Raw genomic sequence first — 26,746 nt, 5'->3', positions numbered from 1 at the left:
TGATATTGACACAAAAGCCGGAATGCCCGGCTTTCAGTTTCTGACACATCACCGGATGATTCATGCATCCGCCTGTATTTATTTATCTTTAACCTTCGACCAGGTATCGCGAAGCGGGGCCGTCCGGTTGAACACCGGTTTCCCGGCCTGGCTGTCGGGATCGAGATTAAAATAGCCCAGGCGCTCAAACTGGAACGAATCCAATGGTTTGGCATCCTTTACAAAAGGCTCAATATAACAATCCGGTAAAATTTTCAGTGATTCCGGATTCATGAATTCTTTAAAATCAATGTCTTTATGCCCGTCGGGTTCTTCGTCGGTAAACAAACGGTCGTAAAGCCTGACTTCGGCCTTTAAGCTTTTGCTGGCCGAAACCCAATGCAAGGTCGCTTTTACTTTGCGTCCGTCGGGCGAGTTGCCGCCCCGCGATGCCGGGTCGTAAGTACAATGCAATTCGGTAATCTGCCCGTTTTCATCTTTAACGACATCCGTACATGTTATGAAATAGGCATAACGCAGGCGGACTTCGGTTCCCGGTGAGAGCCGGAAAAATTTCTTTGGCGGGTCTTCCATAAAATCATCCCGTTCGATATAAAGTTCGCGGGTGAAGGGTACTTTACGGGTTCCGGCATCCGGGTTTTCCGGATTATTAATGGCATCAATCTCTTCCACCTTGCCTTCCGGATAATTGGTGATCACCACTTTCAGCGGGTCGAGCACGCCCATTACCCGCTGGGCCGTTTTGTTAAGATCTTCGCGGACGCTGTGTTCAAGCAGCGCTACATCGATCATCCCGTCCACCTTGGTCACCCCAATGCGATCGGAAAAATTGCGGATGGAAGCAGGCGTGTAACCACGGCGCCGTAAGCCGGAGATGGTGGGCATGCGCGGGTCGTCCCAGCCGTTCACATGGTTATTTTTTACCAGTTCCAGCAATTTTCGTTTACTCATCACCGTGTAGCTCAGGTTCAGACGGGCAAACTCAATCTGGCGCGGGCGGTAATCGCTGTCCATCAGCTGATCGATAAACCAGTCGTAAAGCGGCCGGTGTACTTCAAATTCCAACGTACAGATGGAGTGCGTAATGCCTTCCCAATAATCGCACTGCCCGTGGGCAAAATCGTACATCGGGTAAATGCACCATTTGTCGCCGGTTCGGTGATGCGGAGTTTTCATGATCCGGTAGATGATGGGGTCGCGCATGTGCATATTGGGCGACGACATGTCAATTTTAGCGCGAAGCACCCGGTCGCCTTCATCAAATTCGCCGGCTTTCATGCGCATAAACAAGTCGAGATTTTCAGCTACCGGACGGTTACGAAAAGGGCTTTCGATGCCGGGGCGGGTTGGCGTTCCCTTTTGGCTGCTGATTGTCTCAGCGTTTTGGTCATCTACATAAGCCTTCCCGTCACGGATCAGCTTTAGCGCAAATTCAAACAGCCGGTCGAAATAATCAGAGGCGTAGTACTCCCGGTCGTCCCAGTCGAAACCCAGCCAACGTACATCTTCTTTGATCGAATCAACATATTCCGTTTCTTCTTTCGTAGGATTGGTATCATCAAAACGCAAATTGGTTATGCCGTTGTATTGCTGAGCAGTCCCAAAATTCAGACAAATCGACTTGGCATGCCCGATATGTAAATACCCGTTGGGTTCGGGCGGGAAACGGGTATGCACCCGACCCGTATTTTTCCCGGTTTTTAATTCCTCTTCAATAATTTGGTTGATAAAGTTTTTCTTTACCACAACTTCTTTTTCAGGACTATTCTCACTCATATAACCACTTGTTAATTTTCGCTGTAAAAATAAACATATCTGATAAACTGCAATGGATTCAATTTCAGTTGACCAGATGTTGCTCATGATTTCCCGGAATCCCTTCTTCGATCTATTTTAAAGAAGGTTGTTGGATTGTTTGCAAAAGTAAAAATGATTCTGCACAAAAGCTTTTAACGACCTGTAAAATGAACATCTGAAAAAGAAAAATTAATTTTACTGCCGGTTTGCTAATAGGTAACTTTCAAAATTTTAGAGCATGTCTGGTTTAATCGAAATTACAGGAATGGAGTTTTATGCCCGCCACGGTCATTTTCCGGTTGAGAAGCAAATTGGCACACGGTTTCTGGTGTCGGTGCAGATCGGGGTGGATTGTGAGAAAGCCGGCAAGTCGGACAAGTTGGAAGATGCGCTGAATTACCAGGAAGTTTACGATTTGGTAAAACGCGAAATGGCTGTTACATCAGACCTGCTGGAACACGTTTGCAGCCGGATCCTGGATGCTCTGTATGAGGCTTTTCCCCACATTGAGCACGCCACGGTCAAACTTTCGAAGATGAACGCACCCCTGGGTGGACAGGTTAAGAAAGTAAGTGTCAGTTTAAGCAGGCCATAAAATCGTGCATACAGCTGTTGCAAAGCTGGAAAATTTATATAAATTTGCAATCCCGAAAAACAAGGTCGGTTGGCCGAGTGGCTAGGCAACGGTCTGCAAAACCGTGTACGGCGGTTCGAATCCGCCACCGACCTCAACCCGATGAAAAGCTTCCTCCAAAGACAGGAAGCTTTTTTTATGGCCACGCAAAAAAGAAAATCCCGTTAAATTGATCTTCGAGGGTAGCGAAGGTCATAAATCTAACTGTTGAACAAAATCAATAACTGATCTGATTTCTCAATCCCTACAGGGTTATTTGTTGCCCGGTTTTTAGCAACCGGATATGAAATGCGTCGTGAAAGGCCGATAAGGCCGGAAGCCCGGTACAGTGTGAAGGCATCAGGTTCCGGACTTTTTCGTGCCGGAAATACCGGATGGTCTGCCGGGTTTGTTCGTTGTTTTGTTTCAGGTGGAAGCCTCCCAGTACTGAACTGATTGTGCCGATACCTGTCACTTTTTTGGCCTGCTCACACAGATTGCAAATGCCTGAATGAGCACATCCTGAAATAACAACCAGCTGCCCGTTTTCAACCAGGACCAAAGCCGAATCATCCGGGACAAAATCGTCGTTCCCGTTTTCATCACAAAAGCTTGTTGACTGAGCCTCAAAGTCATTTTTACGGGCAACTTCACCCAGAAAGAAAATATGTTCCGAAATACGGAAAGGCCCAGATGTCGTGATCAGATCAAATTTTTGGCTGATTGTTTCTTTGGTCAGAGACAAACCAACCGATGTTCTGTCGGATTTACGAGACCTTCTCATGAAGGCAGCGTGATGTGTCAGTAAGGGTTTATCCTCCAGAAAACGCAAACCGTCGCCGTGATCCCAGTGCCCGTGGCTCAGAACAATGAGATCGACTGTTTTTTTTATGTCGATATTCAGTTTGACCGCATTTTGCAAAAATACATCGCTGTGCCCGGTATCAAACAAGATGGTTCGGTCATCCAGTTCAACCAGGTACGAAAGCCCGTGTTCGGCCAGAAATCGGCCTCCGGCGGTATTATCGGTCAACACCGTTAGTTTCATTTTTCTGCTTTTTAAAAGATGGATAACACACATTTTATTATTTCACACAAACCAAACCTCCGTTTGCTTCGCTAAATTACTCAACCGATCGGATCTGGTACCGCCAACCTGTTTAAATATTCAAAAAGCGAATGAACCATCCGGTGTTAATCGGGCCATTTACCTACCGATATCCTATGTTTATCGAAAACAAGAGGCCGGAACCGATTGGTTTTGTAAATTCGTGGCAGATAAAAAATTTAAATTCCAATAAACATGCAATCACACGAAATTGACTACAAGATTATCGGGCACGATGTTCAACTGGTTGAAGTTGAGCTGGACCCGGGCGAAACCGTTATTGCCGAGGCAGGCGCCATGCTGTACATGGAAGACGGAATTAGCTTTGAGGCGAAGCTGGGCGACGGCTCCAACCCCCGCGCCGGATTTTTCGATAAACTTTTATCAGCCGGATCGCGCCTGATTACGGGAGAATCGCTGTTTCTCACCCACTTTGCCAACCAGGGATGGGGCAAAAAACATGTTGCCTTCGCGGCGCCTTACCCGGGAACCATTATCCCGCTGGATTTAGCCAAAATGGGCGGACGGATCATCGTCCAAAAGGATGCTTTTTTATGTGCAGCCCTTGGCACAAAAATCTCCATTACGTTCAACAGGCGGTTGGGCGCCGGATTTTTGGGCGGAGAAGGGTTTATCATGCAACAACTTCAGGGCGACGGAAAAGCGTTTATACACGCGGGAGGAACCGTTATTGAACGACACCTGAACAACGAGGTGCTGCGGGTAGATACCGGCTGTATTGTAGCCTACGAGCCGGGGATCGATTTTAATATTGAACAGTCGGGCGGCTTGCGTTCGATGATGTTTGGCGGCGAAGGTATTTTTCTGGCCACCCTGCGCGGAACCGGGAAAGTGTGGCTGCAATCGATGCCCATCCGGAAACTGATCCGCGAACTTTCGCCCCGGGGCGGAAACCAACGGAAAGAATCGGGTGGTTTGCTGAACCAGTTCTTGCAGGATTAACGGCTGACACAACTCACCCGTTGATATTTCATCGCTATCGACGGGAATTTTTCACATCCATTTAAAAAAATGCCATGACTAAATGTTCTCTTTTGTTTTTGACGTTTCTGCTTATTTTTGGTTCGTTCACCGCTAAATCACAGCAATTTCCTGTTGCCGGCGCTGTGCTCGATTCCCTTTATGAAGAGGAAGATTTCTTTCGGTTGAATACCTGTTTTCACGAACGCAGCAATGAACTCACCCCGGAATACAAGCTCCTGTATCAGGCACGTATCCAAACTGTGTTCAACAGGCAGGAAGAAGCCAACCAGGTTATCCTGCAATTGCTCGACGGTTATAAAAACAGCCTACCCGATTCGGTTATTTGTGAGGTCTACGGATTGAGGCTGATGAACCATATCAACCTGTATGAATATGCCGATGCTGCAGCCTGTAGCCGGCTTATGCTGAAAGAGTATGCCGAATGGCTGGATACCGGCGAATTGGAAAACCTGCAGAATGAATTGCTGATTTGGGACGCCTTGAGTGATGTTCCGAAGCAGAGGGTCGAAAAATCCTGCGACAGTCGTATTCAACTTCGCCGGGACAAAGCCGGACTTTTAAATATTGAAGTCACTTCATTGGGCAAAAAGAATGATTTTATCTTTGACACGGGAGCCAATTTTTCGGTCATTACCCGTTCGGCAGCCGACCAGATGAACCTGACCGTGCGGGATATTGACTTTTATGTCACCAGTGCAACCGGCAACCGGGTGCGAAGCGACCTGGCGGTAGCTGATGAACTGTACCTGGGGGACCTTGTTTGCAAACATGTGGTTTTCCTGGTATTCGACGATGCCGATTTGTCGTTTCCGCAGGCTGATTACTACATCAATGGAATCATCGGGTTCCCGGTAATTGAGGCGATGGAAGAGATCAGGATCGACCAAAAAGATCTGTTAATCATTCCGGAGAAAGCGGTGGATTACCAGCTTCAAAACTTCGCGCTGAACGGTTTGATGCCCGTCATTTCGGTTAATCACGGCGATGATGTCCTGCGCTTTCATTTTGACACAGGAGCCACTTCAACCAGTCTTTTCAAGCCCTTCTACGAGAAATACCGGCAGGAAATTGAAACAACCTTTCCCCGAAAACAATTTACCTCGGGAAGCGCCGGAGGGATGAAAGTGTTTGACGGTTACCTCATCCCCGAAATAGAACTGAGGGTTGCCCAACAAAGCGCGACCTTAGACAGCCTGCAACTCCATATGACAGACCTGAGCGAAACGCCTATCCGCTTTCACGGGAACCTCGGACAGGACTTTATCCGGCAATTCGGGCAAATGATCATCAGTTTTACGTATTCTTCCATTCTTTTTGAACCGGAATAAACAATCCTATTCCTGTTCAAAATACTGGTAGATCATTCCAAATGAACCGATTCGGATGTCTTCTATTTCTTCCGGAAAAAAACCTGGATCGGGACACCCGAAAAATTAAAATGCTCCCGGATCTGATTTTCGATATAGCGCCGGTACGGTTCCTTCACGTATTGCGGTAAGTTGGCAAACAGCGCAAACGACGGTGTCGGACTGGGCAACTGGGTGACATACTTAATTTTAACATACTTGCCTTTTATGGCAGGCGGCGGATATTTCTCAATGGCCTCCAGTAAGATATCGTTCAACTCCGATGTTTTCACCTTTTTCTGCCGGTTTTGGTACACTTCCACCGCGGTTTCGAGCGCTTTGAAAATGCGCTGCTTGGTGAGCGCCGACATGAAGATAATGGGTACATCAACAAAAGGGGCAATCCGTTCGTGGATCATTTCGGTAAACTTATTGGTCGAATGGTTGTCTTTTTCCAGCAAGTCCCATTTATTGACCAGGATCACCACGCCTTTTTTATTCCGAAGAATCAGGTTGAAAATGCTCACATCCTGAGACTCCACGCCACGGGTGGCGTCAATCATCAACAGACAGACGTCGGCATCTTCGATGGTCCTGACCGAACGCAACACCGAGTAAAACTCCACGTCTTCCTTCACCTTCGCTTTTTTGCGCAAACCGGCGGTATCGACCAGATAAAAGTCGTGCCCATACTTGTTGTAACGGGTATTGATGGCGTCGCGGGTTGTACCGGCGATATCGGTTACAATGTTGCGGTCAACTCCAATCAAGGCATTGATGAATGAAGATTTACCCACATTCGGACGGCCAACTACCGCAAAGTGAGGGATCCCTTCTTCTTCTTCGACCTTTTCCTTATGGGGGAAGCTGGCTACCACGGCATCCAGCAAATCGCCGGTACCACTGCCATTCATGGCCGAAATACAGAAAAGGTTATCACCCAAACCCAGACCGTAAAATTCCTGTGCATCCAGGATCCGCTGGTTGTTATCCACTTTATTGACTGCCAGGAAAACCGGTTTGCTTACCCGGCGCAGGATCCCTGCAATAGCCAGATCGAGGTCGGTTATGCCGCCTTCCACATCGACTGCAAATAAAATCACATCTGCTTCTTCAATCGCGATGTGAACTTGTTTGCGGATTTCTTCTTCAAACACATCATCCGAGTTAATCACATATCCCCCGGTATCGATCACCGAAAAATCGACTCCGTTCCACAACGATTTCCCGTAATTCCGGTCGCGCGTAACGCCTGCTGTTTCATTTACAATGGCCTTCCTGCTTTCTACCAGCCGGTTAAACAAGGTTGATTTACCGACATTCGGCCTTCCTACAATTGCAACGATATTGCTCATTTCTTCCTATAATTCCAAATTCCAACTATCAAATTCTAAATTCCATCCCGCCAACTGACGGGTTGGTTCCGGGCTGCCGGTTGCAACCCGCTATCCTTAGCTCTTTACTCGCTACTCACTACTCGCTACTCTTTACTGATAATCGTACCCAAAGTTCCCCAACATACGGTCTTTGTCGCGCCAGTCTTTGCTCACTTTCACGTAAAGCTCCATAAATATTTTCTTCTGAAAGAATTCTTCCAGGTCCAGCCGGGCTTCCGTAGCTACCCGTTTTAAGGATTTTCCCTGATGACCGATGATGATGCCTTTCTGGCTATCTCGGGCCACGTGGATGACACATCGCAGGTTCAGCAATTTCTCCCCTTCTTTAAATTCTTCCACTTCCACTTCAACCGAGTAAGGCACTTCTTTTTGGTAGTGCAACAGGATTTTTTCCCGAATGATCTCTGTCACGAAAAAACGCTCGTTCCGGTCGGTCAGTTCATCTTTATCAAAGTAAGGGGGCGCTTCGGGCAACAGCTCCAGAATCCGGTCGAAAATGGGGGCTATGTTAAATTTTTCGGTGGCCGAAATAAGAAACAGGTCGGCCGCCGGCAGCAAATTCCGCCAGAAGTCGTGCAGCTCCATCACCTGTCCCTGATTCGACAGGTCGATCTTGTTGATCAGGACGATCACCGGAGCGTTTGAGCGGCGGATCTTTTCGAGGTAATCACTGTTTTTATCCGGCTTTTCCACCACATCGGTTACATACAAAATCACATCGGCATCAATCAGGGCCGTATCCACAAACTTCATCATCGATTCCTGAAGTTTGTAATTGGGTTTCAGAATCCCCGGTGTATCGGAATAAACAATCTGAAAATCATCTCCGCTCACGATTCCCTTAATCCGGTGGCGGGTTGTCTGCATCTTTTTGGTAATGATTGACAAACGTTCGCCCACCAAGGCATTCATGATGGTTGATTTTCCCACGTTGGGGTTCCCGATGATATTGACAAAGCCTGATTTATGCGCCATTTTTCGTTTAAACTGTTTTTTAAAAAGTTGCGCAAAGATATAAATAACCTTTGATCTTTGAAACTAATCCGTTAATTCTCAATTAAAAAGAACGTATTCTTTCAATAAACATGACTCCCCTGTATCTTGATTTGCCGCTTTATTTGAAAGCAGGGTTCCCGTCGGTGGGCTCAGACCGGTTTACCATCGGGGCCGGCCCCATGTTCAGTTACGGGATTGGCGGTAAAGATAAAATAACCGGAACAGTTGGAACAGAAAAGGTCAGCGGAGAAATAAAAATCTTTTCGGAAGATACCTTTGTTATAAAGGACGGGAGCGGCCACATCATTTATGAAGACGATTCTCCAGGCTCCTTATTGAAGCGCTTCGACATAAGTGTTGCGGCATTTGCGGCCTATGAGATCAACAAGCGGGTTGTTGTCAGCCTGAATTACCGGTACGGACTGAAGAATATCAGCGAAGAACCGGATGAAGATCTTTGGAACCGGAGCCTGGCGATCTCGTTAGGCTATCGTTTTTAGCAAGACCGGGGACCGGGCGCTATTCAACCTCTTCCAACTCTTCGAGGGTCGCCTGCAGTTTGGCAATATAGTTTCCGTAAAGTTTACGAAAACCCCAGCGAAAAAGCAGGAACAGCAAGCTGATGAAAACAACAAGAATGAAAAGGCCTTGGATCAGACTGGCAGCTACTTGCCCCCGGTCCAGTTCGTCAACACTGATACCCTGGCGGAAAGCGGCTTTTTCGACCCCGGTAAACATACCGGTAACAAAGGCCACCGCCAGTACAAATAACAAAACAGTCAGCGCGATATAAAACAATCTGCGGTAGGTGGCCAGAATACGGATAATGGATTTGACGACCTTTTTCAAATCGTCGGTTTGGGAATAATTTTGTTTGACCTTCCGATACTTTAAACTAAAAAAAATGAAGGTGGCAATAATCAGTACCGTGCTTAGTCCGTCAATCAGGATGATCCATGAAGGGACAATTGCGCCGCCTGAATAGTAGGGTGTCAGAACAAAATCATCAAAAACAAAAAACAGTGTCAGTAAAAACAGGAAAATAAAACCGGTACGGATGTTCCGGTCAATGCTTTCGATGAGGCCTTTGGTTCTTTTTTTCAGCATGTCGCGCAAATCAGCTTCATTCAACTGATGCTTTGACGCTTCAGTGGATGAATATTTGCTCCAGGCCGATTGTAAATCTTTCAGTTCCATTTTACACTTCCCTATTCATGAATTTCTTCAGTTTGTGCTTAATCCGGTTCATCTTTACGCGCACATAATTCTGGGTAATCCCGGTAATTTCAGCAATTTCTTCGTATTTCTTGTTTTCAAGAAAAAGAAGGACAATTGATTTTTCGATTCCGCTAAGCTGCGATATGGCCTGGTTCAACAAGCGCATTTGCTCTTCCACTTCCGGATCGTACTCCTCGCTTGCAATCTGCACCGACTCCATTTCCACCCCATGTTTGTCGGGCTGCCGTTTATTTTTTTTGAAGCTTGTAATGGCCGTATTCAAGGCCACGCGGTACATCCAGGTAGTAAATTTCGATTCGTACCGAAACGACGGAAATGACTTCCACAACTGGGTAACAATTTCCTGAAAAAGATCGCGGCGATCTTCTTCCGAATCACAATACACGGAACACACCTTATGGATGATTCCCTGATTTTCGGTTATTATTTTTACAAACTCCTTTTCCAAACCGGTTTATTCGTCTCGCAAAAGCAGATTCATTACATCAATTCATTTTTAGAAAACCGATTTCGCGTGGTGAAAGGAAACGCCAGCGTCCACGGGGCAGGTTTTTTTTGGTCAACCCGGCAAAAAAAACCCGGTCGAGCCGGGCCACCTTATAACCCAGGTGATCGAAAATGCGGCGGACAATCCGGTTACGTCCCGAATGAATTTCGATGCCAACCTGGCATTTGTCATCGGGATCGGTATAACTGATGGAGTCGGCGGCAATAAAACCATCTTCCAGTTCGATCCCCTTTTTTACCTGTTCAAGGTGTTCTTCGCTAAATTCTTTGGTGAGAAAAACATGATAAATTTTCTTTTTCTCGAAGCTGGGATGAGTCAGTTTTTTAGCCAGCTCACCGTCGTTGGTAAACAACAGCACACCCGAAGTTTCCTTATCCAGGCGGCCCACCGGGTAAATCCGTTCTTCACAGGCATTTTCAATGAGTTCCATCACCGTGTGTTCGGCATGCGGATCATCGAGGGTCGTTACGTAGCCCCGGGGTTTATTCAGCAACAGGTAAACTTTCTTCTCGATATCCAGCGATTTGCCTTTGTACTGCACGTCATCTCGTTTGCTGACTTTTGCTCCCAGTTCGGTCACCACCTCGCCGTTTACCGTAATTTCGCCGTCGGCAATCAGTTTATCAGCCTCGCGGCGCGAACAGATGCCGGCATTGGCAATATACCGGTTTAAACGAATCTGGTCGTCACCTTTTTTTACTACGGCAATTTTCCGTTTCTCCGGCTGAGCCTGTTTTTCACGTTGATCCGGCTTTCGCTGAAACTTCCGGTCGAAGGGAGGATTTATTTTTTTCTTCATAATACGATTACAATCGCTGCAAAGGTCGTAAAAATCCCTGAATTAAAAGAAGCGGTATGCGAATACCTGGCGAAAGGATTTATTCAATCGGTTAGGCTGAATTTGATTTCCGCATGTACGGAAGGCCACCGACTTACAGAATTATTGTGTACATTCGGACTTAAAGAATAAACCGTATTTTTCTGTCATGAGTAAACGAACGAAATTTCCACCTGTTTTTTGGGTGGCCAACAGCATTGAAGTGTTTGAACGATTTGCCTACTACGGCATTTACATGAGTTTTGGAATTTACATGGGGCAGCTGGGTTTTTCGAAAGGAGACCTGGGAATCATTCAAAGTATTTTTCTTGCCTTGTCGTACTTAATTCCTCTTTTTTCGGGCACCTTTGCCGACAAGTACGGGTTTAAAAAGATGCTGATTATTTCGTACCTGGCCTACCTGCCTTCCATTTTGTTATTAATCCTGACCAAATCGTTTAACGGGATTGCGCTGACCATGCTCTCGATCGGATTTGCCGCGGGAATTTTCAAACCATTGATTTCGTCAACCGTCCGGGCAACCACCGATTCAACCAACAAAACACTGGGCTTCGGTATTTTTTACCAGATGGTAAATATCGGAGCATCCTTTGGGCCCATCATCATGGGAAAATTACGGGGCTGGTCGTGGGATTACGTTTTTTATACGGCGGCGGTCACTATCGGGCTGATGTTCCTGATCACGCTTTTCTTTTACAAGGAACCTCCACGCGAGTTGGAAGGCGTCACGCTGAAACAAAAGTTCAGGGACATGAAGGAAGCGCTTTCTGATGTTAAATTCCTGAGTTTTTTGGCCCTGCTCGGAGTCTTTTTCTGGTTGCCGTTTTGGGCCTTCTTCAATGTTCTGGCTGTTTATATAAACGATTATCTCAATACGGCATCGCTTTTCGAGTCGGTGAAGTCGGTCTTCGGCGGCGGTATAGCCCGCTTTATTTCAAACAACGAAGGCGGTGTCTGGAAAATAAATGCCGAGGCCATTTCGCATACCGGTTATATCATTATTGTCTTTCAACTGCTGATTTCCCGGATTTTTGAAAAAAGAGCCGCTATCCCCACGTTCATGTTTGGCCTGTTGGTTTTAGCAATTGGTTTCGCGTTGCTCGGTTTTTCGGCAACATCGGCCAACAGCCTGGTCTTTTTGGGCGTTTTCTTGTTTGCCATTGGCGAAATGATTTCGTCGCCGAGGATCCAGGAATATATCATGTGGATTGCACCGAAAGAAAAGGCCGGGCTGTACATGGGAACAAACTTCCTGGCTACCTTCATTGGGGCAACGTTGAGCGGAATTTATACCTGGCTGATGGGTATTTTTGAATCGTCGGGGCATCCGGAATACATCATGTACACCTTAGCCGTACATATGCTGGCGGGTATTCTGGCCATCTATCTTTTCACCAAAAACCTGGGCGAATTCCAGGAAAGAACGGAGTAAGCCATAAAATACGATCAACAAGACCTTCGAGCGAAGCTTGTGTCAAAAGAAAACCTGGGATTTCCCGGTTTTTCTGTTTATGAAGTTTGTTTTAATGCGAGTCGATTTTAGGACCGAAGGCCAGATCGCCGGCATCGCCCAAACCGGGAACAATGTATGAGTTCACGGTCATTTCTTCGTCAATGGCGCCTACCCACAGGGTGACATTCCTTCCGTCGATGTTTTTCTGTACATACTCCACGCCTTTCCGGCTGGCAATCACTGCAACCAGATGAACATGGCAAGGCTCGCCTTTTTGTAACATCGCCTTGTATCCGATTTCCATCGAAGCGCCCGAAGCCAGCATCGGATCGCTGATAATTAAAACCTTATCATTTAAATCGGGAGAAGCGAGGTATTCAAATTCAATGTGAAATTCGCCTTCGTCATCGTATTTCCGGTAGGCCGAAATAAAGGCATTTTCTGCTTTATCGAAAATATTCAGTAAGCCTTGCTGTACCGGCAATCCGGCCCGCAGAATTGTGGCTAAAACCGGTTGACGCATCAAAACAGGCACTTTGGCAATTCCCAAGGGGGTTTTTACATCGGAGACTTTAAACTCCATCGTTTTACTGATCTCGTAAGCGAAAACTTCGCCCAAACGCTGTAAATTCCTGCGAAAACGAAGCGGATCTTTCTGGACGTGCTCATCCCTGATCTCTGCAAGGTATTGATTGAAAATAGAATTGGACTCGCTTAGGTTATGAACTAACATGACAAAAAATTTTGCCGAAAATAATCAAAAAATCCCGTTCCGAAGACCTCATCCAACGATAAAATGAACGGTACAAACCTGATTTTGCCCGCTTTAGGAAGTCTGAACATCAGCCACGCCGCTTAAACAATTAGATATCAACAAAAAAACAAGTATCCGCGCCCATGCAATTTATATCCGTTAAAAATAATTTTGTCGGCTTTCCCCGTAGTTGAATGTTACGGTCGTTTCCTGCAACGGCTCATTCTTTTAGTTTCATGCCCAGCGCTGTCATCTGTTCAAAAACCATCCTCCAGCCTTTCCATATTCCCCGATCACTCAGGCTCTCGTTGTGCCACAAGCTGATGAAGGTACCTCCGTTTTTTTTGATTTCCAGCATTATTTTCGCTATCTCCGGACCAGCCTGGTCCGGAGTCAGCTTCAGGTAATCATTCAGGCTTACATCCATCACCTGGAATGGCACAATTCGCAGCGATGTTACAGCCTCCTGTTTCAAATCAAAAAAATAAAACGGACTGGCAATTCCGGCCCTGAAACCCAGGCAATCGGGATAGCCCATGGTATAGTCAGCCTGAATCCCGGCTTTGATCAGGCGACGATAGGTGGTAGGCAGTTCAAGTTTCAGAAAATGCTGGCGGCTTGCGACCACCGGCTTTCCGGTCATGTCTTCCAATGTTTCTATCTCGCGCAGCAACTCCTTTTTCTTTCGGTTCGATCGGTATGAGGGGTGAATACCCAGTTTGTACGTTTTAGATAAGTCGTGCACCAGTTGACGAAGATTTTCATTCTCGGGTGACACATTCCGGTCGTATTTGCCCGGCCGGCCCAACAAAAAGAAGAAATGCAGGTACTCATCCCGTCCGGCATAGACCTGCCGAATATAATCGTAGGTATCGAACGGATCTCTCTCTTTTCCGCTCAAAACACGTAAACGTTCCCTGATCCTGCTGTAATTTCCCGAAAGCAAAGTCTTCAGTGCCGACCCGGCATGTTGTCTCCAACTGTTGTTTTTAAATGCCCAGGCATGGTCAACATCAATGGTGGTTAAAAAATCGAAAACAGGAGGCCGGGCCGGAAATTCAGGAACCCTTTCCCTGATTTTCCGGGCAATCATCTGCGCCCACTGGTTTACCACCGGTTTTTGCAGCAGCTGGTTCCGGTAAAGGATACTGTGACGTGGAGGGTATTTCCGGTGTTTGCCAAACTGCCGTTCCAGGTATTCTTCGTAGCGGCTGACCAAAAAGAAACCGGCAGCAAAGGGATCGAACGGAAGAAAAGAATCGGAGGAAGCAGGAAAGAAACACCAATTCTCGCCACAACTCACCACCGACAGGTTTTGGTACGCCAGTCCTTTTTGGAACAAGAGTTTATGCGGCCTCAAGTCGAACTGACCGGACTGAAAATCCTGGTCCGAATAGTTTAAGCGGACTCCACTTGCCTGCTCAAAAGCTTCGCGGCTGGTAGTTAAACTTAACGCTACCTGCAAAAGTTCTTCAAAATAAAGTTCGAAGATATACCGCAGGCGGCTTGTTATTTCGTTGGTAAAAACGGTTATCATGGTTTCTTCATTTACAGAAGTCCTTCGTCGGAGAAACTAAAATACCGGTCGTGCCCGATGATTACATGATCGAGTACGGAAATTTCCATCAAGGTAGCTGCCTCCTTAATTTTTTGGGTGATTGTTTTGTCAGCTTCGCTGGGTTTGATGTTTCCCGACGGGTGATTGTGGCATAAGATCATCGAACTGGCCAGCTTCTCAATCGCAGTTTTTAAAATGATCCGTACGTCGATCACTGTTCCGGACAAGCCACCCTGGCTGACCATAAACTTATCAATCACCGTATTGGATCGGTTGAGTAAAAGCACCCAGAATTCTTCGTGCTGCAAATCCTCGAGCAAGGGCCTGAAATAGACAGCCGATCCGGCGCTGTTCAGGATGACGGTTCGCTCAGCCGGCGATTGTTCTTTACGGCGCCGGCCGAGTTCGAGAGCCGAGATAATGTTTACAGCCCTGGCCTCGCCAATCCCGTGAAACTTCATCAGGTCGTTCACCTGTTTTTTCCCAAGTTCATTCAGGTCGTTATCGACCGAGGCCAGGATGCGGCGGGATAATTCAACCGCCGATTCTTTTGCCGTACCCGAACCAATCAGGATGGCCAGCAACTCGGCATCCGAAAGCGAACGGTTCCCTTTCAGCAACAGCTTTTCGCGCGGACGATCTTCAACTGCCCATTCTTTTATACTTAGTTTCTTATACATCAGCTTCGTATGGTGCAAACTAAGTTATGAAAAATCTATTTACCAACGTATATGAAAACAAAAAAGCCCCTTCGGCAGAAGAGGCTTTTCAAATATTTTGTGAAAATTTCCTACAGTTTGTTCACGTGCAAGGTCAGACTGGCTTTCAAATTAGCCGCTTTGTTCTTGTGAATGACATTTTTCTTCGCCAACCGGTCAATCATCGACGTTACTTTTGGCAATTCAGCAACAGCAGCTTCTTTGTCGGTAGCGGCCCGTAATTTTTTCAACGCGTTACGCATTGTTTTGGCATAGTATTTATTTTCGACTTTTTTAGTCTCGTCTTGTCTGATTCTCTTTTTCGAAGATTGATGATTTGCCATTTTATAATTTCCTCAGATAAAGTTTTTAAAAGTAGCCCGTAGGGGAATCGAACCCCTGCTACCAGGATGAAAACCTGGCGTCCTAACCGCTAGACGAACGGGCCATCATTTGGTTCCCTGAATTTGGGACTGCAAAAATAAATCATTTTTTGTAGCCTCCAAACATTTTCAGAACTTTTTTCTGAAATCTGTTTTTCTTCGTTTAGAAAAACCATTTTCGATTTCAGCGATGCAAAGAAATAGAAGATTTTCTAATTCGCAAAAAAAATATATCGAAAATTTTACTTCCATTCGACAATTGTCCCCCGCTCTTTGTTTAACAGGTTTTGGGGCATGGCGCTAACGATCTCTTTCCAAAGCAATTCGATTAATTTATTCTTGGCGAAGTGCCGCGAATAAACCAGGCTGACTTCTCTCAGGGGAGTCATGTCGTCAAATGCCCGCACATGTCTGGAGCGTTCGGTAGACATTTCGAATGCGGCCAATTCAGGAATCAGCGTAATGCCACCTTCCTTATCGATGATGTTCATTAGGGTTTCGAGCGAGCCGGCTTCAAAATGGAAGGGCAATAACTCGTTGGATGAACCTTTATAGGAACACAGGTTGATGACCTGATGACGGAAGCAATGCCCGTCGCTTAGCAACCAGATTTCGGGTACAGCAATATCCTTCACTTTCACTTCCGGCTTATCATGCAACGGGTGGTTGTTATGCACATACAGCATCATTTCCTCGTAAAAAATTGGTTTTTCGTTGATGCGATCTTCCTTTAAAGGAGTAACCAAGATACCCACGTCAAGCAAATCGCGGTTTAAATGATCGATGATATTTTCGGTTGTCAGCTCTTCTACTTTAATCAGAATATTGGGATATTTCCGCTTGTAATTTCCAATAAACAAGGGCAACAGGTAGGGTGCCAGGGTGGGGATAATCCCGATCTTCAACTCGCCGGATATCAGGTTTTTATGATCCTTCACGATGTGGTTGACCTTTTCGGTCTCCCGCAAAATAATTCGAGACTGTTCAATGATCCGTTTCCCGACATCCGTGGGAATTAAGGGTTGTTTACTCCGGTCGAAAATGACTACTTCCAGGTCTTCTTCCAACTTTTTGATTTGCATACTGAGTGTTGGCTGGGTAATGAAACAATGTTCGGCCGCCCGGCCAAAATGACGAAAGGTATCTACGGCAACAATATATTCCAGTTGAGTTAGCGTAATCATGGTTTTTCTATTTAATCCTGATAAAAATAGAAAAAATCTATATTTATCAGCCTATTTCCCCCGGAAATAATTGCTGCCTCTGCCATTCAAACAATCTTACCGCAAAAGCATGCGACACATTCATGGGTATTCCCCGGTATGAAAAAAACAACTGAATTTGTTTCCATCCTGATAAATATTTATTTTTCTTTGGCGTTTAAGAATACGAATGAAATAATTTTAAAGTATGTAGCCATGAAAATTTGTCCTGTTATTTTAGCCTTTTTAATTACCATCCTGTTCGTCTCCTGCGGAAGTTCAGAAAAAAAGCAGGCAGCAGAAAAACTTCAACTTGCCCAATCGCTCTGCCAACAGGGAGATACCAGCCAGGCGCTGCTACAAGCCGACTCGATCCGGATGCTTTACAAAGGGGACATACAGGAAGCGCTTGCAGCCGATCAGCTAAAAAAACAGATTTACGGTGAAATGCTTTTCCGCGTGCAGGACGAACTGGATACGCTGAACCAAACGATTGCCGGTCTGGAAAAGAATTTTGTGAAAGAAAAAACCGAATTCGACCGTTACACCCAATACATTCACAAGCGGCAGGAGTTTCAGCGCAGGTGGAATAAATCCTTTATTCAGATCTACCTCGACGAAAGGGGAGAGCTGTATATCTCGAGTAATTATTACGGCGACGAGTGGCTGAATCATACCGGCATCAGGGTGTACGACGGCGACCTTCAGGCGAAAACCGAAACAATTGAAACCGGACATGCCCTGAACCACCAAAGCGACTTCATGAATACCAAATGGGAAAAGGTTTCGTATACGGATGGCAAGGATAACGGCCTTATTGAGTTCATTGCCGAACACGCTGACCGCAATCTGAAAGCGGTGTTTTTAGGGAAACGGCACTATTATATCATTCTTGAAACCTACGACAAACAAGCGATAATTGACGCGCTTAATCTTTCCAGGGCACTCAAGCGTAAAACAAAGCTCGAAAATCAAATAAAATCGCTGCAATTGAGGATTGGCTGATCACAAAATCCGTTCAATATATTCAGGAGGCTGGGCCAGAACCGCCTTCTTCCCGTTGATCACAATCGGTCGTTGCAGCAAACGCGGGTTCCGGGCGATCAAGTTCACCCATTGGTCATTATCCAGGTTTTTATTTTTATACTCCTTGTACAGTTCATCCTGAGTACGAACCAGATCAAAGGCTGAAAGGCCGGTCAGCTCGATGATTGTCCGGACCTCTTCTTCGGTGATACCATCCTTCATGTAATTGATGACTTTGGTTTTGTACCCGTTTTCTTCGAGGTATTGCAAGCCCGCGCGGCTTTTTGCGCAACGCGGGTTATGGTAGATCGTCATAATAAGCTGATGTTTTTCTTTAATATACTGATAATAATCTTCCTGCGACCGGAACCGGCCCTCTGCATGTGCCCGGCTATAGGTATTTGACAGGGTATTTTCCAGAATCCGTGATTTGGAATTATCGCGAAGCTGGATTTTCAGCATCTCCCTCAGTTCTTCCTTAATTTCTTCACTATAAATGGGGCATGCTACCTCAATTCTTCCGTTCAGGTTGCGGGGCATCCAATCGGCCGACGAGATGAAAATCTTTTCGTCTCCTCCGTTTCCAAATAAGAATACGCGCGAATGTTCCAGGTATTTATCAACAATACTAATGGCTTCGATGTTTTCGCGTACGCCTTCCATTTCGGTGAGCATACCAAAAATACCGCGGACGATCAGCCGTATTTTGACCCCGGCACGGGCTGCTTCGTACAACTTGTCCATCATGGCCGGATCAATCAAGCTATTCATTTTCAGAATCATGTAAGCTCTTTTTCCCTCCCGTGCCAGTTGAATTTCATTGTCGATCATGCCCGAAAAGAAATCGCGCATCCGAAACGGGCTGACGATTAGGTGGCTATACTGATAGTTACGGTAGGTTTGTTTGAAGAAACTGAACAACCGGGCCACTTCATCGGCAATGCCGGCATCGGCCGTGAGCAAGCCGTCGTCGCTGTATACCCGCGCGGTTGCTTCGTGAAAATTCCCGGTTCCAATGTACGCGTAGTTACGAAACTCGTTCTTTTCCATGCGCCTGATCCAGGCAATTTTCGAATGGACCTTGAGTCCCGGCACGCCGTTGATGACATGCGCCCCTTCTTCCTGCAGTTTATTCGACCAGTAAATATTGGCTTCTTCGTCGAAACGAGCCAGCAGTTCGATAACCACCGTGACCTTTTTCCCGTTTCGTATGGCATTCAGCAAGGCATTCACCACCCGCGAATTATCGGCCACCCGGTAAATGGTAATGCCGATTTCGGTCACCTTCGGATCGATTGCCGCTTCGCGCAGCAGATCAATGAAATGAATAAAGCTCTGGTACGGGTAATGCAGCATAATATCTTTTTGCCGCAGCTTTTTCAGAATACTTTCGTGCGGGTGCAAATCCCGATGCCGGATGGGCGTCAGCCGTTTATAATAATGATGGGGCTTTCCGATTTCGGGGAAGCTCATAAAATCTTTATGATTGTGATATCTCCCGCCGGGAACTGTATTTTCCGGATCAAGTTTCATCTTTTTAACGATAAACGAAAGCAGGTCGGCCGGAATATCCCGGTCGTACAGCAGGCGGACCGGTGTTCCCATCTTGCGTTGTTTCAGGCTAAGCTCCATCTTCTCGATAAAACTTTTGGAGATGTCATCGTCCAGGTCTAATTCGGCATCCCGGGTAATTTTTATGGTGTGTGCTTCAAATTTATCGTAGTTAAACAGCGGAAAGATATCGGGCATACAATAGCGAATAATATCGTCCAGCATGATCACATACTGCTTTCCTTTATTCTCGGGCAAAACCAGGAAGCGCGAGACCGTCAGGCTCGGGATCCGGATTAAGGCATATGAATACTTTTTTGCTTTTTTTTGTTGCGATAATTTTATCGCCAAATAAACAGAGCGGTCGCGCAGGTAGGGGAATTTATTCTTTTTGCTCAGCATGATTGGCACCAGGTTGGGTAACACACGTTCGTGAAAATATCGTTTCACAAAAATTCCCTGTTCGCGGCTAAGTTTCGATTCGTCGATCATCAGGATATTCTCGGCCGCCATTTCTTCCATGATTTTCCGGTAGATCTCCTGCGATTTCTGCTGGTGTTGAAACACGATTTCCTGGATTTCCTCATGAAGGTCTTCAGGCGTGTAGTTCCCTAAGAGGGAGCCGTCGTCGCCAAAATCAACCATTCTCCGGACGGAAGCCACCCGGACCCGAAAAAATTCATCCAGGTTGTTGGAGAAAATTCCGAGAAACCGCAGGCGTTCGAATAAAGGCACATTGGGATCTTCTGCTTCCTGCAACACGCGTGCATTGAACGACAACCAACTGATTTCCCTGTTTATGTACGAACCAATCCGTTTCATCTGAAAGTTACTTAAACCGTGTAAGTAAGCAGGAATTTCCGAAAAGGTCAAGAAAAAATCAGGAAATCTTTATGATTGCCGATGCTTTTTCGAGGATCGTGTTTACCGGGTATAATTTTTCAAAAGATGAGAAAAGTAGAGGCATTTCAGGAACCTGCTGCTCATCTTCCAAAAACGACAGTTCCCACCAGCCCACCTGATGCCATTGGTGTAATTTGTAACCTACCCGGTTGAAAAGCCCGCAATGCCTGAAACCAAAACTTTCGTGCAGCTTAACGCTGGCCTCGTTGGGCATGGTAATCACTGCCAGTAGATTGGTTATATGTTGCATTTTCAGTATTTCGAAAAGTGCCGAATATAAGGCTCGGGCAATATTCCGCCGGTGATACTCCGGATGAATGTATACCGAAACTTCGCGATTCCAGCGGTACGAAGCCCGGGTACGGTAAGGAGCGGCATAGGCATAGCCCACGATCCGCCCGTTAACTTGGCACACCAGGTAGGGAGCATCTGCCCTTATGCGCTTAATCCGTTCTTCAAACTCTTCGGGCGAAGGAACTTCTTCTTCGAAGGTAACAGCGGTTTCTTCGATGAAAGGGCGGTAAATGTCCAGGATTTCCACCGCGTCGTCCGGGCTTGCTAACCGAATAAAAGCGTCGTCATTCATCGCCAAACTGCATCAGATAAGCTTTGATAAAACCATCGATTTCGCCGTCAAGAACAGCCTGAACATTGCCGGTTTCGTATGCCGTACGTACATCTTTTACCAACTTGTACGGCTGAAGCACATACGAACGAATCTGTGAACCCCATTCGATTTTCTTTTTCTGGGATTCGACCTGCATCACGGCCTCACGGCGTTTACGCAACTCCAGTTCATACAACTGAGATTTCAGCAACCGCAAGGCATTTTCTTTGTTTCCGAGCTGTGAACGGCTTTCGGTATTCTCAATAATAATTCCGGTTGGGGCATGCCGCAGCCGAACGCCGGTTTCTACCTTGTTCACATTTTGTCCTCCGGCGCCTCCCGACCGGAAGGTATCCCAGCTAATATCGGCCGGGTTAATTTCAATCTCAATCGTATCGTCGACAAGCGGAGCCACAAAAACAGAAGTAAACGAGGTCATCCGTTTGTTCTGGGCATTGAAGGGAGATAAACGCACCAGCCGGTGCACTCCGTTTTCACTTTTCAGGTAACCGTAAGCGTAATCGCCTTCAAACTCGATGGTGCAGTTTTTTACGCCCACCTCGTCGCCGGCATTAAACTCCGATACTTTTACCTTGTAGCCTTCCTTTTCACCCCAACGTAGGTACATCCGCATCAGCATATCGGCCCAGTCGTTACTTTCGGTGCCTCCGGCGCCGGCGTTGATCCGCAAAACGGCCCCCAGCTTATCTTCTTCTTTCCGAAGCATATTTTTTGCTTCCAGCTGCTCAATCAGTGAAAGGGTTTCGTTGTATTGCCCGGTTACATCTTCCTCGTCTGCTTCGTCTGCCTCATAAAAATCGTACAACACCTGCAGGTCGTCCATCGCCTGATTGACTTTCCCGAACCCGTCGACCCAAACTTTGACCGAGCGGATTACCTTCATTTGTTCTTCGGCGGCTTTGGAATTGTTCCAGAAGTCAGGATCCTGTGCTTTTAATTCTTCTTCTTTTAACTGAATTAGTTTTCCATCGTAGTCAAAGATGCCTCCTCAGCGCATCCCGGCGCTCCGCAAGCTCTTTTAGCTGCTCTTTCTGAATCATGGTATTTATTTTTTGTTTGGCAAAAGTAGAAAAACAAGTGAGATAATTCAACCGGACCAACCCAATCCTAAACAAAAAAGCGGATAAGTGGAGAGCTTATCCGCTTTTTGTATCAATATTTCGGATTAATTACTTCCTGATCCCCAAACGACCGTCCCTGCGGCAATCGATTTGGCCTGAACATTCATGGCCTCGCCGTTGCTTTCGTACATAAACGCATGAACCTCTGCCGTATAGGTGGCGCCGTCCTGAGGCGTACGTCCGTTTGCCCAGGTGGCCGTGGTGGTTTTGATATTATAGCCAACACTACTTCCGACAAGGGCGGCGCTGATGAAAACAGTCTCTCCGGCTTCGTCCTTCAGAATAAGAACAATATAGTCGGCATCATCCATTTTCTCCCATCGCAGCGAAATTTGTGAATTGGCTACATCAAATTCACAGGTCGTCAGGTCGGCAGGGTAGATGACATCATTGGTTAATTCATCCTGAACAACGCGGGTTTCTCCTTTTGCTGTTACCGCTGTAAACTCGTAACGTCCGACAACAGGCAGTTCGGTGGAATATTCGTCATCTTCAGAATCAAAATAAAATTCGTACAAATAACCGCCATACGATTTCATCTGGAATGTATTGCCGTCGTCATCAACAGCTGTAACACCCGAAAGAGCGACATTTCCCATGGCATGCAGCGCTAATCCGAAAACCGTATCTTGCCCGTCAACTTTCGCAATAATAAATGCATCGCCTTTAACGACAGGGATTACATCTTCATTGTCACATCCCACGATCAGGGCAAATAAAGACACTAACAAAATACTTGAAATAATTCTTTTCATAGTTTTTTAATTACAATTACTCAAAAACCTTTTTTATTGTAGATGATAAGAGCACAAAATGGTTGCGGAGGAGAGCGCATTTTTAATAAAAAAGTACACCTCTGCAGAAACAAACAAGTTTCAGGTTAATAAACGTAAGGTTCTAAGGTTTTATTTTAAATGACTGCCGGACGAAACTTATTTTATTGGTAATTTCATGCGGACATGCACAACCGGAAGTTTGCTTTAACCGGGGCTTTCGGGACAATAAAAAAGGGTAAAATCCTCACCTGTATTTATTAAAAGCAGGCAGAGCCGTTTCTGTTCTAAAATAAAAGATTATCTTTGCGCCACAATTAAAAATTGTTTATCAATTAAATTTTATTTCAATGCCAGCAAAAATCAGATTGCAGCGACATGGTCGCAAACGTTACGCTTACTACCACATTGTGGTAGCTGATGGCAGGGCACCACGGGATGGTCGTTTCATTGAAAGGATTGGATCTTATAATCCAAATACAAATCCTGCTACGATCGATCTTGATTTTGATAAAGCTTTAAACTGGCTGAACAAAGGTGCCCAACCCACTGACACGGTAAGAGCTATTCTGTCTTACAAAGGAGTACTGTACATGAAACACCTGTTGGGCGGTGTCGCCAAAGGCGCCTTCTCTGAAGAAGAAGCCGAGACTCGTTTCAAAGCATGGATTGCTGAAAAAGATTCACAAATCCAGGCTAAAAAGGATCGTTTATCCAAGGATGCTGAAACATCGAAGAAAGCTCGTCTGGAAGCTGAAGCTAAAGTCAACGAAGCAAGAGCAGCAGCTGTTGCCAAAAAAGAAGCTGAATTGGCTGCCGAAGCCAGCGCTCCTGTTGTAGCTGAGCAAACAGAAGAAGAAGTTGCAGACGTTCCAGTGGTTGAAGAAGCTCCTGAAGCTGATGCTCCTGAAGAAGAAAAAGCGGAATAAGCTTAGGTCGGCGCTGTTTTTAAGATTTTGCACTTAATACAGATACGATCATAAAAAAATAGCGGCCGAAATTTCGGCCGCTATTTTTTTTTATCACCTAATAACATCCTTATTCTTCAGGAGTAACAATCCATTCCGGATCGTACAGAAAATCATTATAGGGGAAGCGGGTAACATGGATTTTCTTTACCTCTTCATACAAGGCTTTCTTAAATTCATCTACATTCCGCTTTTCGAGGGCCGAAATAAATAAAGAAGGCGTATTTTTTTTACCCATCCAACTGTTTTTCCACTCATCGAGGGAATAGTTTTCTTTGGTTTTCGGGCTTAAATCTCCTTCTTCCTTTTTTACATACTCAAAAGCGTCAATTTTATTGAATACGTACATGGTCGGTTTATCTCCGGCTTCAATTTCGGTCAAGGTACTGTTTACGGTATCAATCTGGTCTTCGAATCCGGGATGAGAGATATCCACGATGTGCACCAACACATCGGCTTCACGCACTTCATCCAGTGTCGACTTGAATGACTCGACCAGTCCGTGAGGCAGTTTACGGATAAACCCAACGGTATCGGACAATAAAAAGGGCAAATTTCCAATAACGACTTTGCGGACGGTGGTATCAAGCGTGGCAAACAGTTTATTCTCTGCAAACACATCCGATTTTGCCAGCACATTCATGATAGTCGATTTGCCGACGTTGGTATAACCAACTAAGGCCACCCGGACCAGTTTTCCACGGTTCTTCCGCTGTGTTGTCTTTTGTTTATCAATTTTCACGAGTTGTTCTTTCAGGCGGGCAATCTTATCCAGGATAATCCGGCGGTCGGTTTCGATCTGGGTTTCTCCCGGTCCGCGCATCCCGATACCTCCCCTTTGCCGCTCCAGGTGAGTCCACATCCGGGTAAGACGTGGCAGCAAGTACTGGTATTGGGCCAGTTCTACCTGAGTTTTTGCGTGAGCTGTTTGCGCGCGTTTAGCAAAAATATCCAGAATCAGGTTCGTCCGGTCGAGCACCTTACACTCCAATGTCCGCTCAATATTACGCAACTGTGTCGGACTTAATTCATCATCAAAGATTACCGAGTCAATTTCGTTTATCTTGATGTAGTTTTGAATTTCCTCCAGTTTTCCGGACCCCACAAAGGTTACCGCATTGGGCATGTCCAATCGCTGAAAAAACTGTTTTTTGACAACAGCTCCGGCAGTATCGGCCAGAAATTCCAGCTCGTCCAAATATTCTTTGGCCTGTTTCTCATCCTGGTCCTGGTTGATCAAGCCAACCAAAACGGTAGTTTCTTGTTTTTGTGAAGTATCTATCATTCAAATTGCTGGTTTGTACCATAAAAAATCCTGGTTCCGAAAAAAGATCGAAACCAGGATTTTCGTATTTAAATCTTACTTATTGTAATACAAAGCTGATAGGCACCGTATAAGATACTTTTACGGCTTTACCCCGTTGCATTCCTGGCTTCCATTTTGGAAGGCTGTTGACCACGCGAAGCGCTTCTTTATCCAACGAAGCATCAACTCCACGGGCAATACGGGCATTGGTTACGCTTCCGTCCTTATCAACCACAAAGTTTACATACACTCTTCCCTGAATACCATTCTCCTGTGCAATGACCGGATATTTAATGGCATTGGCAATAAACTTACGCAAGGCAAGCTCACCACCCGGGAACTCCGGCATATCTTCAACAATAAAGAAAACTTCGCTTTCTTCAGCTTCCTCTGCTTCGCGTTGAATAACAGGGGCAACATCAACAAACGTTTCTTTATTTGCTTCTGAATCGTCAATTTGCAATTCGTCTTCGAGTTCGGTATCATCATCCACAATCGTCAATACCTCAACTACTTTTGGTGGTGGTGGTGGTGGCGGTGGTTTTACCTCTTCCTGGCGGGTAATAGGGATAATCTCATCTTCAACCTCTTGCTGTGCCACAGACCCCAACGAAGCAGCTTGGTCAACTTTGGAAGTCCATTCAAATGCAAGTAACGTAAGGCCCAGAGAGATCACTAACCCAACCTGAACAAAAATATTTCTTTTGCTCTCCAGATCAGCCTTAGGTGATTTCTTCAATTCCATAATTCAGTTTTAGAAGTTTATTCTTGTTACAGAAACATTTTTTACTTTGAGGGGTTAAAGATAAAAAATTATCTACAAATCCAAGAGTTCCTCTTTTAATTTATTCGATTTAAGTTTTCTTCTTTTTCCCTTCATTTTATTATTGAAGCACAAACCGGATCGGCACATGAAACCGGACTTTTACGGCGCTCCCGTTTTGCATACCGGGTTTCCATCTGGGCATACTGTTTATCACACGGAGCGCTTCACGTTCGAGAGAATCGTCAATCTTACGGGTAACTTCCGCATCGCTGATGCTTCCATCGGCATTGACGACAAAACGAACAAATACGGTCCCAAAAACCCCGTTTTCCTGTGCAATAACCGGGTACCTGACCGAATTTCGGATAAAACTGAGCAGCGCTCGTTCTCCTCCCGGAAATTCGGGCATCTGATCCACCAGATCAAAGATAACTTTCTCTTCCGGTTCAGATTTGCGTGTTTCCACATAGCTTTGTACCTGGATGGCCTCACCGGCTGAGATATCAGAATTGAACAGATCAGCGTTCAACTCATCAATTTCATCGGTGTTTTCCACCAGGATAAATTCGTCTACCGTAATCATCGGAGGTTTAGGAATTTCCCGTACATCGGAGGTTGGCGGAATAAACAGTTCATCAGGAGCTTCCCAACGATGGGGACCAAGATCTACAGGTGATTTTACGGTTGTTTTCCAGCTAAAAGCCAGTAGAACTGCGGCGAGCGACAAAACTAACCCAATAGAAAAAAACACCGGACGTTTAGTTTCCAAATCTGCATGTTTAGATTTTTTCGTTTTCATGGCAATTAAA

General features: G+C 45.8%; 26 protein-coding genes and 2 tRNA genes. 8 read left to right on the top strand and 20 right to left on the bottom strand.

All coding sequences use genetic code 11. From position 1 onward, the window contains the following. Positions 1-78: 78 nt before the first annotated feature. The gene (locus AC6H3C_RS22010; RefSeq protein WP_497517700.1) at positions 79-1,776 is read right to left on the bottom strand and encodes a glutamine--tRNA ligase/YqeY domain fusion protein; all 1,698 of its coding nucleotides are present in this window, start codon (positions 1,774-1,776) and stop codon (positions 79-81) included. 259 nt (positions 1,777-2,035) lie between these two features. Between AC6H3C_RS22010 and folB the strand changes: the two genes are divergently transcribed. Beyond that, complete coding sequence (folB, locus tag AC6H3C_RS22005; protein WP_497517699.1) at positions 2,036-2,392, top strand: dihydroneopterin aldolase; 357 nt, start codon at positions 2,036-2,038, stop codon at positions 2,390-2,392. Between the two features lie 63 nt (positions 2,393-2,455). Further along, positions 2,456-2,526 (top strand) — tRNA-Cys (locus AC6H3C_RS22000). Between the two features lie 149 nt (positions 2,527-2,675). On the opposite strand, the gene AC6H3C_RS21995 is transcribed toward AC6H3C_RS22000, so the two are convergent. Then, complete coding sequence (locus AC6H3C_RS21995) at positions 2,676-3,458, bottom strand: MBL fold metallo-hydrolase (RefSeq protein ID WP_497517698.1); 783 nt, start codon at positions 3,456-3,458, stop codon at positions 2,676-2,678. 255 nt (positions 3,459-3,713) lie between these two features. On the opposite strand from AC6H3C_RS21995, the gene AC6H3C_RS21990 reads away from it, so the two are divergent. Next, entirely contained in the window at positions 3,714-4,481 is a 768-nt protein-coding gene (locus AC6H3C_RS21990; protein WP_497517697.1) for a TIGR00266 family protein, read from the top strand. A gap of 74 nt (positions 4,482-4,555) precedes the next feature. Continuing rightward, entirely contained in the window at positions 4,556-5,851 is a 1,296-nt protein-coding gene (locus tag AC6H3C_RS21985; protein WP_497517696.1) for an aspartyl protease family protein, read from the top strand. A gap of 62 nt (positions 5,852-5,913) precedes the next feature. Here the strand turns inward: AC6H3C_RS21985 and der are convergent, their stop codons facing one another. Beyond that, on the bottom strand, positions 5,914-7,224 hold the full coding sequence (gene der / locus AC6H3C_RS21980; RefSeq protein ID WP_497517695.1) for a ribosome biogenesis GTPase Der: 1,311 nt from the start codon (positions 7,222-7,224) through the stop codon (positions 5,914-5,916). Between the two features lie 132 nt (positions 7,225-7,356). Then, on the bottom strand, positions 7,357-8,241 hold the full coding sequence (gene era, locus AC6H3C_RS21975) for a GTPase Era (protein ID WP_497517694.1): 885 nt from the start codon (positions 8,239-8,241) through the stop codon (positions 7,357-7,359). A gap of 110 nt (positions 8,242-8,351) precedes the next feature. Between era and AC6H3C_RS21970 the strand changes: the two genes are divergently transcribed. Further along, positions 8,352-8,762: an outer membrane beta-barrel protein gene (locus AC6H3C_RS21970; RefSeq protein WP_497517693.1), complete on the top strand. Its 411-nt coding sequence runs from the start codon at positions 8,352-8,354 to the stop codon at positions 8,760-8,762. 19 nt (positions 8,763-8,781) lie between these two features. Here the strand turns inward: AC6H3C_RS21970 and AC6H3C_RS21965 are convergent, their stop codons facing one another. From AC6H3C_RS21965 to AC6H3C_RS21955, 3 genes are read right to left on the bottom strand one after another with little or no spacing between them, the layout of a single operon-like run. Then, the gene (locus tag AC6H3C_RS21965; protein WP_497517692.1) at positions 8,782-9,459 is read right to left on the bottom strand and encodes a DUF8845 family protein; all 678 of its coding nucleotides are present in this window, start codon (positions 9,457-9,459) and stop codon (positions 8,782-8,784) included. Between the two features lies 1 nt (position 9,460). Further along, positions 9,461-9,949 (bottom strand): RNA polymerase sigma factor, encoded by a 489-nt coding sequence (locus AC6H3C_RS21960; protein ID WP_497517691.1) that lies wholly within the window; start codon positions 9,947-9,949, stop codon positions 9,461-9,463. A gap of 37 nt (positions 9,950-9,986) precedes the next feature. Next, positions 9,987-10,808, bottom strand: coding sequence for a pseudouridine synthase (locus tag AC6H3C_RS21955; RefSeq protein ID WP_497517690.1), 822 nt, complete (start codon positions 10,806-10,808; stop codon positions 9,987-9,989). Positions 10,809-10,995: 187 nt separating this feature from the next. On the opposite strand from AC6H3C_RS21955, the gene AC6H3C_RS21950 reads away from it, so the two are divergent. Continuing rightward, positions 10,996-12,279 (top strand): MFS transporter, encoded by a 1,284-nt coding sequence (locus AC6H3C_RS21950; protein WP_497517689.1) that lies wholly within the window; start codon positions 10,996-10,998, stop codon positions 12,277-12,279. A 91-nt stretch (positions 12,280-12,370) separates the two neighbouring features. On the opposite strand, the gene upp is transcribed toward AC6H3C_RS21950, so the two are convergent. The 6 genes from upp to AC6H3C_RS21920 all read right to left on the bottom strand — a co-directional run bounded on the left by upp (position 12,371) and on the right by AC6H3C_RS21920 (position 16,877). Continuing rightward, positions 12,371-13,033, bottom strand: coding sequence for a uracil phosphoribosyltransferase (gene upp, locus AC6H3C_RS21945; RefSeq protein ID WP_497517688.1), 663 nt, complete (start codon positions 13,031-13,033; stop codon positions 12,371-12,373). A gap of 241 nt (positions 13,034-13,274) precedes the next feature. Next, positions 13,275-14,591: a polysaccharide deacetylase family protein gene (locus tag AC6H3C_RS21940; protein ID WP_497517687.1), complete on the bottom strand. Its 1,317-nt coding sequence runs from the start codon at positions 14,589-14,591 to the stop codon at positions 13,275-13,277. A gap of 11 nt (positions 14,592-14,602) precedes the next feature. Next, the gene (gene radC / locus AC6H3C_RS21935; protein ID WP_497517686.1) at positions 14,603-15,292 is read right to left on the bottom strand and encodes a RadC family protein; all 690 of its coding nucleotides are present in this window, start codon (positions 15,290-15,292) and stop codon (positions 14,603-14,605) included. Between the two features lie 110 nt (positions 15,293-15,402). Beyond that, positions 15,403-15,654, bottom strand: coding sequence for a 30S ribosomal protein S20 (rpsT, locus tag AC6H3C_RS21930; RefSeq protein WP_497517685.1), 252 nt, complete (start codon positions 15,652-15,654; stop codon positions 15,403-15,405). A 32-nt stretch (positions 15,655-15,686) separates the two neighbouring features. Beyond that, positions 15,687-15,758 (bottom strand) — tRNA-Glu (locus AC6H3C_RS21925). 177 nt (positions 15,759-15,935) lie between these two features. Beyond that, positions 15,936-16,877: a hydrogen peroxide-inducible genes activator gene (locus AC6H3C_RS21920; protein ID WP_497517684.1), complete on the bottom strand. Its 942-nt coding sequence runs from the start codon at positions 16,875-16,877 to the stop codon at positions 15,936-15,938. Between the two features lie 234 nt (positions 16,878-17,111). On the opposite strand from AC6H3C_RS21920, the gene AC6H3C_RS21915 reads away from it, so the two are divergent. After that, a complete protein-coding gene (locus tag AC6H3C_RS21915; protein ID WP_497517683.1) occupies positions 17,112-17,900 on the top strand; it encodes a hypothetical protein in 789 nt (262 codons plus the stop codon). Here AC6H3C_RS21915 and ppk1 read toward each other — a convergent pair whose 3' ends face one another. The 4 genes from ppk1 to AC6H3C_RS21895 all read right to left on the bottom strand — a co-directional run bounded on the left by ppk1 (position 17,901) and on the right by AC6H3C_RS21895 (position 22,879). Continuing rightward, positions 17,901-20,294 carry a polyphosphate kinase 1 gene (gene ppk1 / locus AC6H3C_RS21910; protein WP_497517682.1) on the bottom strand — a complete coding sequence of 798 codons (2,394 nt, stop codon included), beginning with the start codon at positions 20,292-20,294 and terminating at the stop codon, positions 17,901-17,903. A 58-nt stretch (positions 20,295-20,352) separates the two neighbouring features. Then, positions 20,353-20,961 (bottom strand): GNAT family N-acetyltransferase, encoded by a 609-nt coding sequence (locus tag AC6H3C_RS21905; RefSeq protein ID WP_497517681.1) that lies wholly within the window; start codon positions 20,959-20,961, stop codon positions 20,353-20,355. Beyond that, positions 20,954-22,043, bottom strand: a protein-coding gene (gene prfB, locus AC6H3C_RS21900) for a peptide chain release factor 2 (RefSeq protein ID WP_497517680.1) whose coding sequence is annotated in 2 segments (ribosomal slippage) — positions 20,954-21,988 and positions 21,990-22,043 — 1,089 coding nt in all. Because the reading frame shifts where the segments join, the coding sequence is not laid out codon by codon here. The genes AC6H3C_RS21905 and prfB overlap by 8 nt, the downstream gene beginning before the upstream one ends. Positions 22,044-22,168: 125 nt before the next feature. Then, complete coding sequence (locus AC6H3C_RS21895) at positions 22,169-22,879, bottom strand: hypothetical protein (protein WP_497517679.1); 711 nt, start codon at positions 22,877-22,879, stop codon at positions 22,169-22,171. A 368-nt stretch (positions 22,880-23,247) separates the two neighbouring features. On the opposite strand from AC6H3C_RS21895, the gene AC6H3C_RS21890 reads away from it, so the two are divergent. Further along, the gene (locus tag AC6H3C_RS21890) at positions 23,248-23,826 is read left to right on the top strand and encodes a 30S ribosomal protein S16 (protein ID WP_497517678.1); all 579 of its coding nucleotides are present in this window, start codon (positions 23,248-23,250) and stop codon (positions 23,824-23,826) included. Positions 23,827-23,935: 109 nt separating this feature from the next. On the opposite strand, the gene hflX is transcribed toward AC6H3C_RS21890, so the two are convergent. From hflX to AC6H3C_RS21875, 3 genes are all read right to left on the bottom strand, one after another. Further along, positions 23,936-25,150: a GTPase HflX gene (gene hflX / locus AC6H3C_RS21885; protein WP_497517677.1), complete on the bottom strand. Its 1,215-nt coding sequence runs from the start codon at positions 25,148-25,150 to the stop codon at positions 23,936-23,938. 79 nt (positions 25,151-25,229) lie between these two features. After that, positions 25,230-25,916: an energy transducer TonB gene (locus AC6H3C_RS21880; RefSeq protein ID WP_497517676.1), complete on the bottom strand. Its 687-nt coding sequence runs from the start codon at positions 25,914-25,916 to the stop codon at positions 25,230-25,232. Positions 25,917-26,055: 139 nt separating this feature from the next. After that, positions 26,056-26,736 (bottom strand): energy transducer TonB, encoded by a 681-nt coding sequence (locus tag AC6H3C_RS21875; protein ID WP_497517675.1) that lies wholly within the window; start codon positions 26,734-26,736, stop codon positions 26,056-26,058. Between the last annotated feature and the right edge of the window lie 10 nt (positions 26,737-26,746).

This window comes from Gaoshiqia sp. US2 (assembly GCF_059705485.1).
Note: the sequence above shows the minus strand (reverse complement) of the source record. Positions and strands in the feature narration are given on the sequence as shown.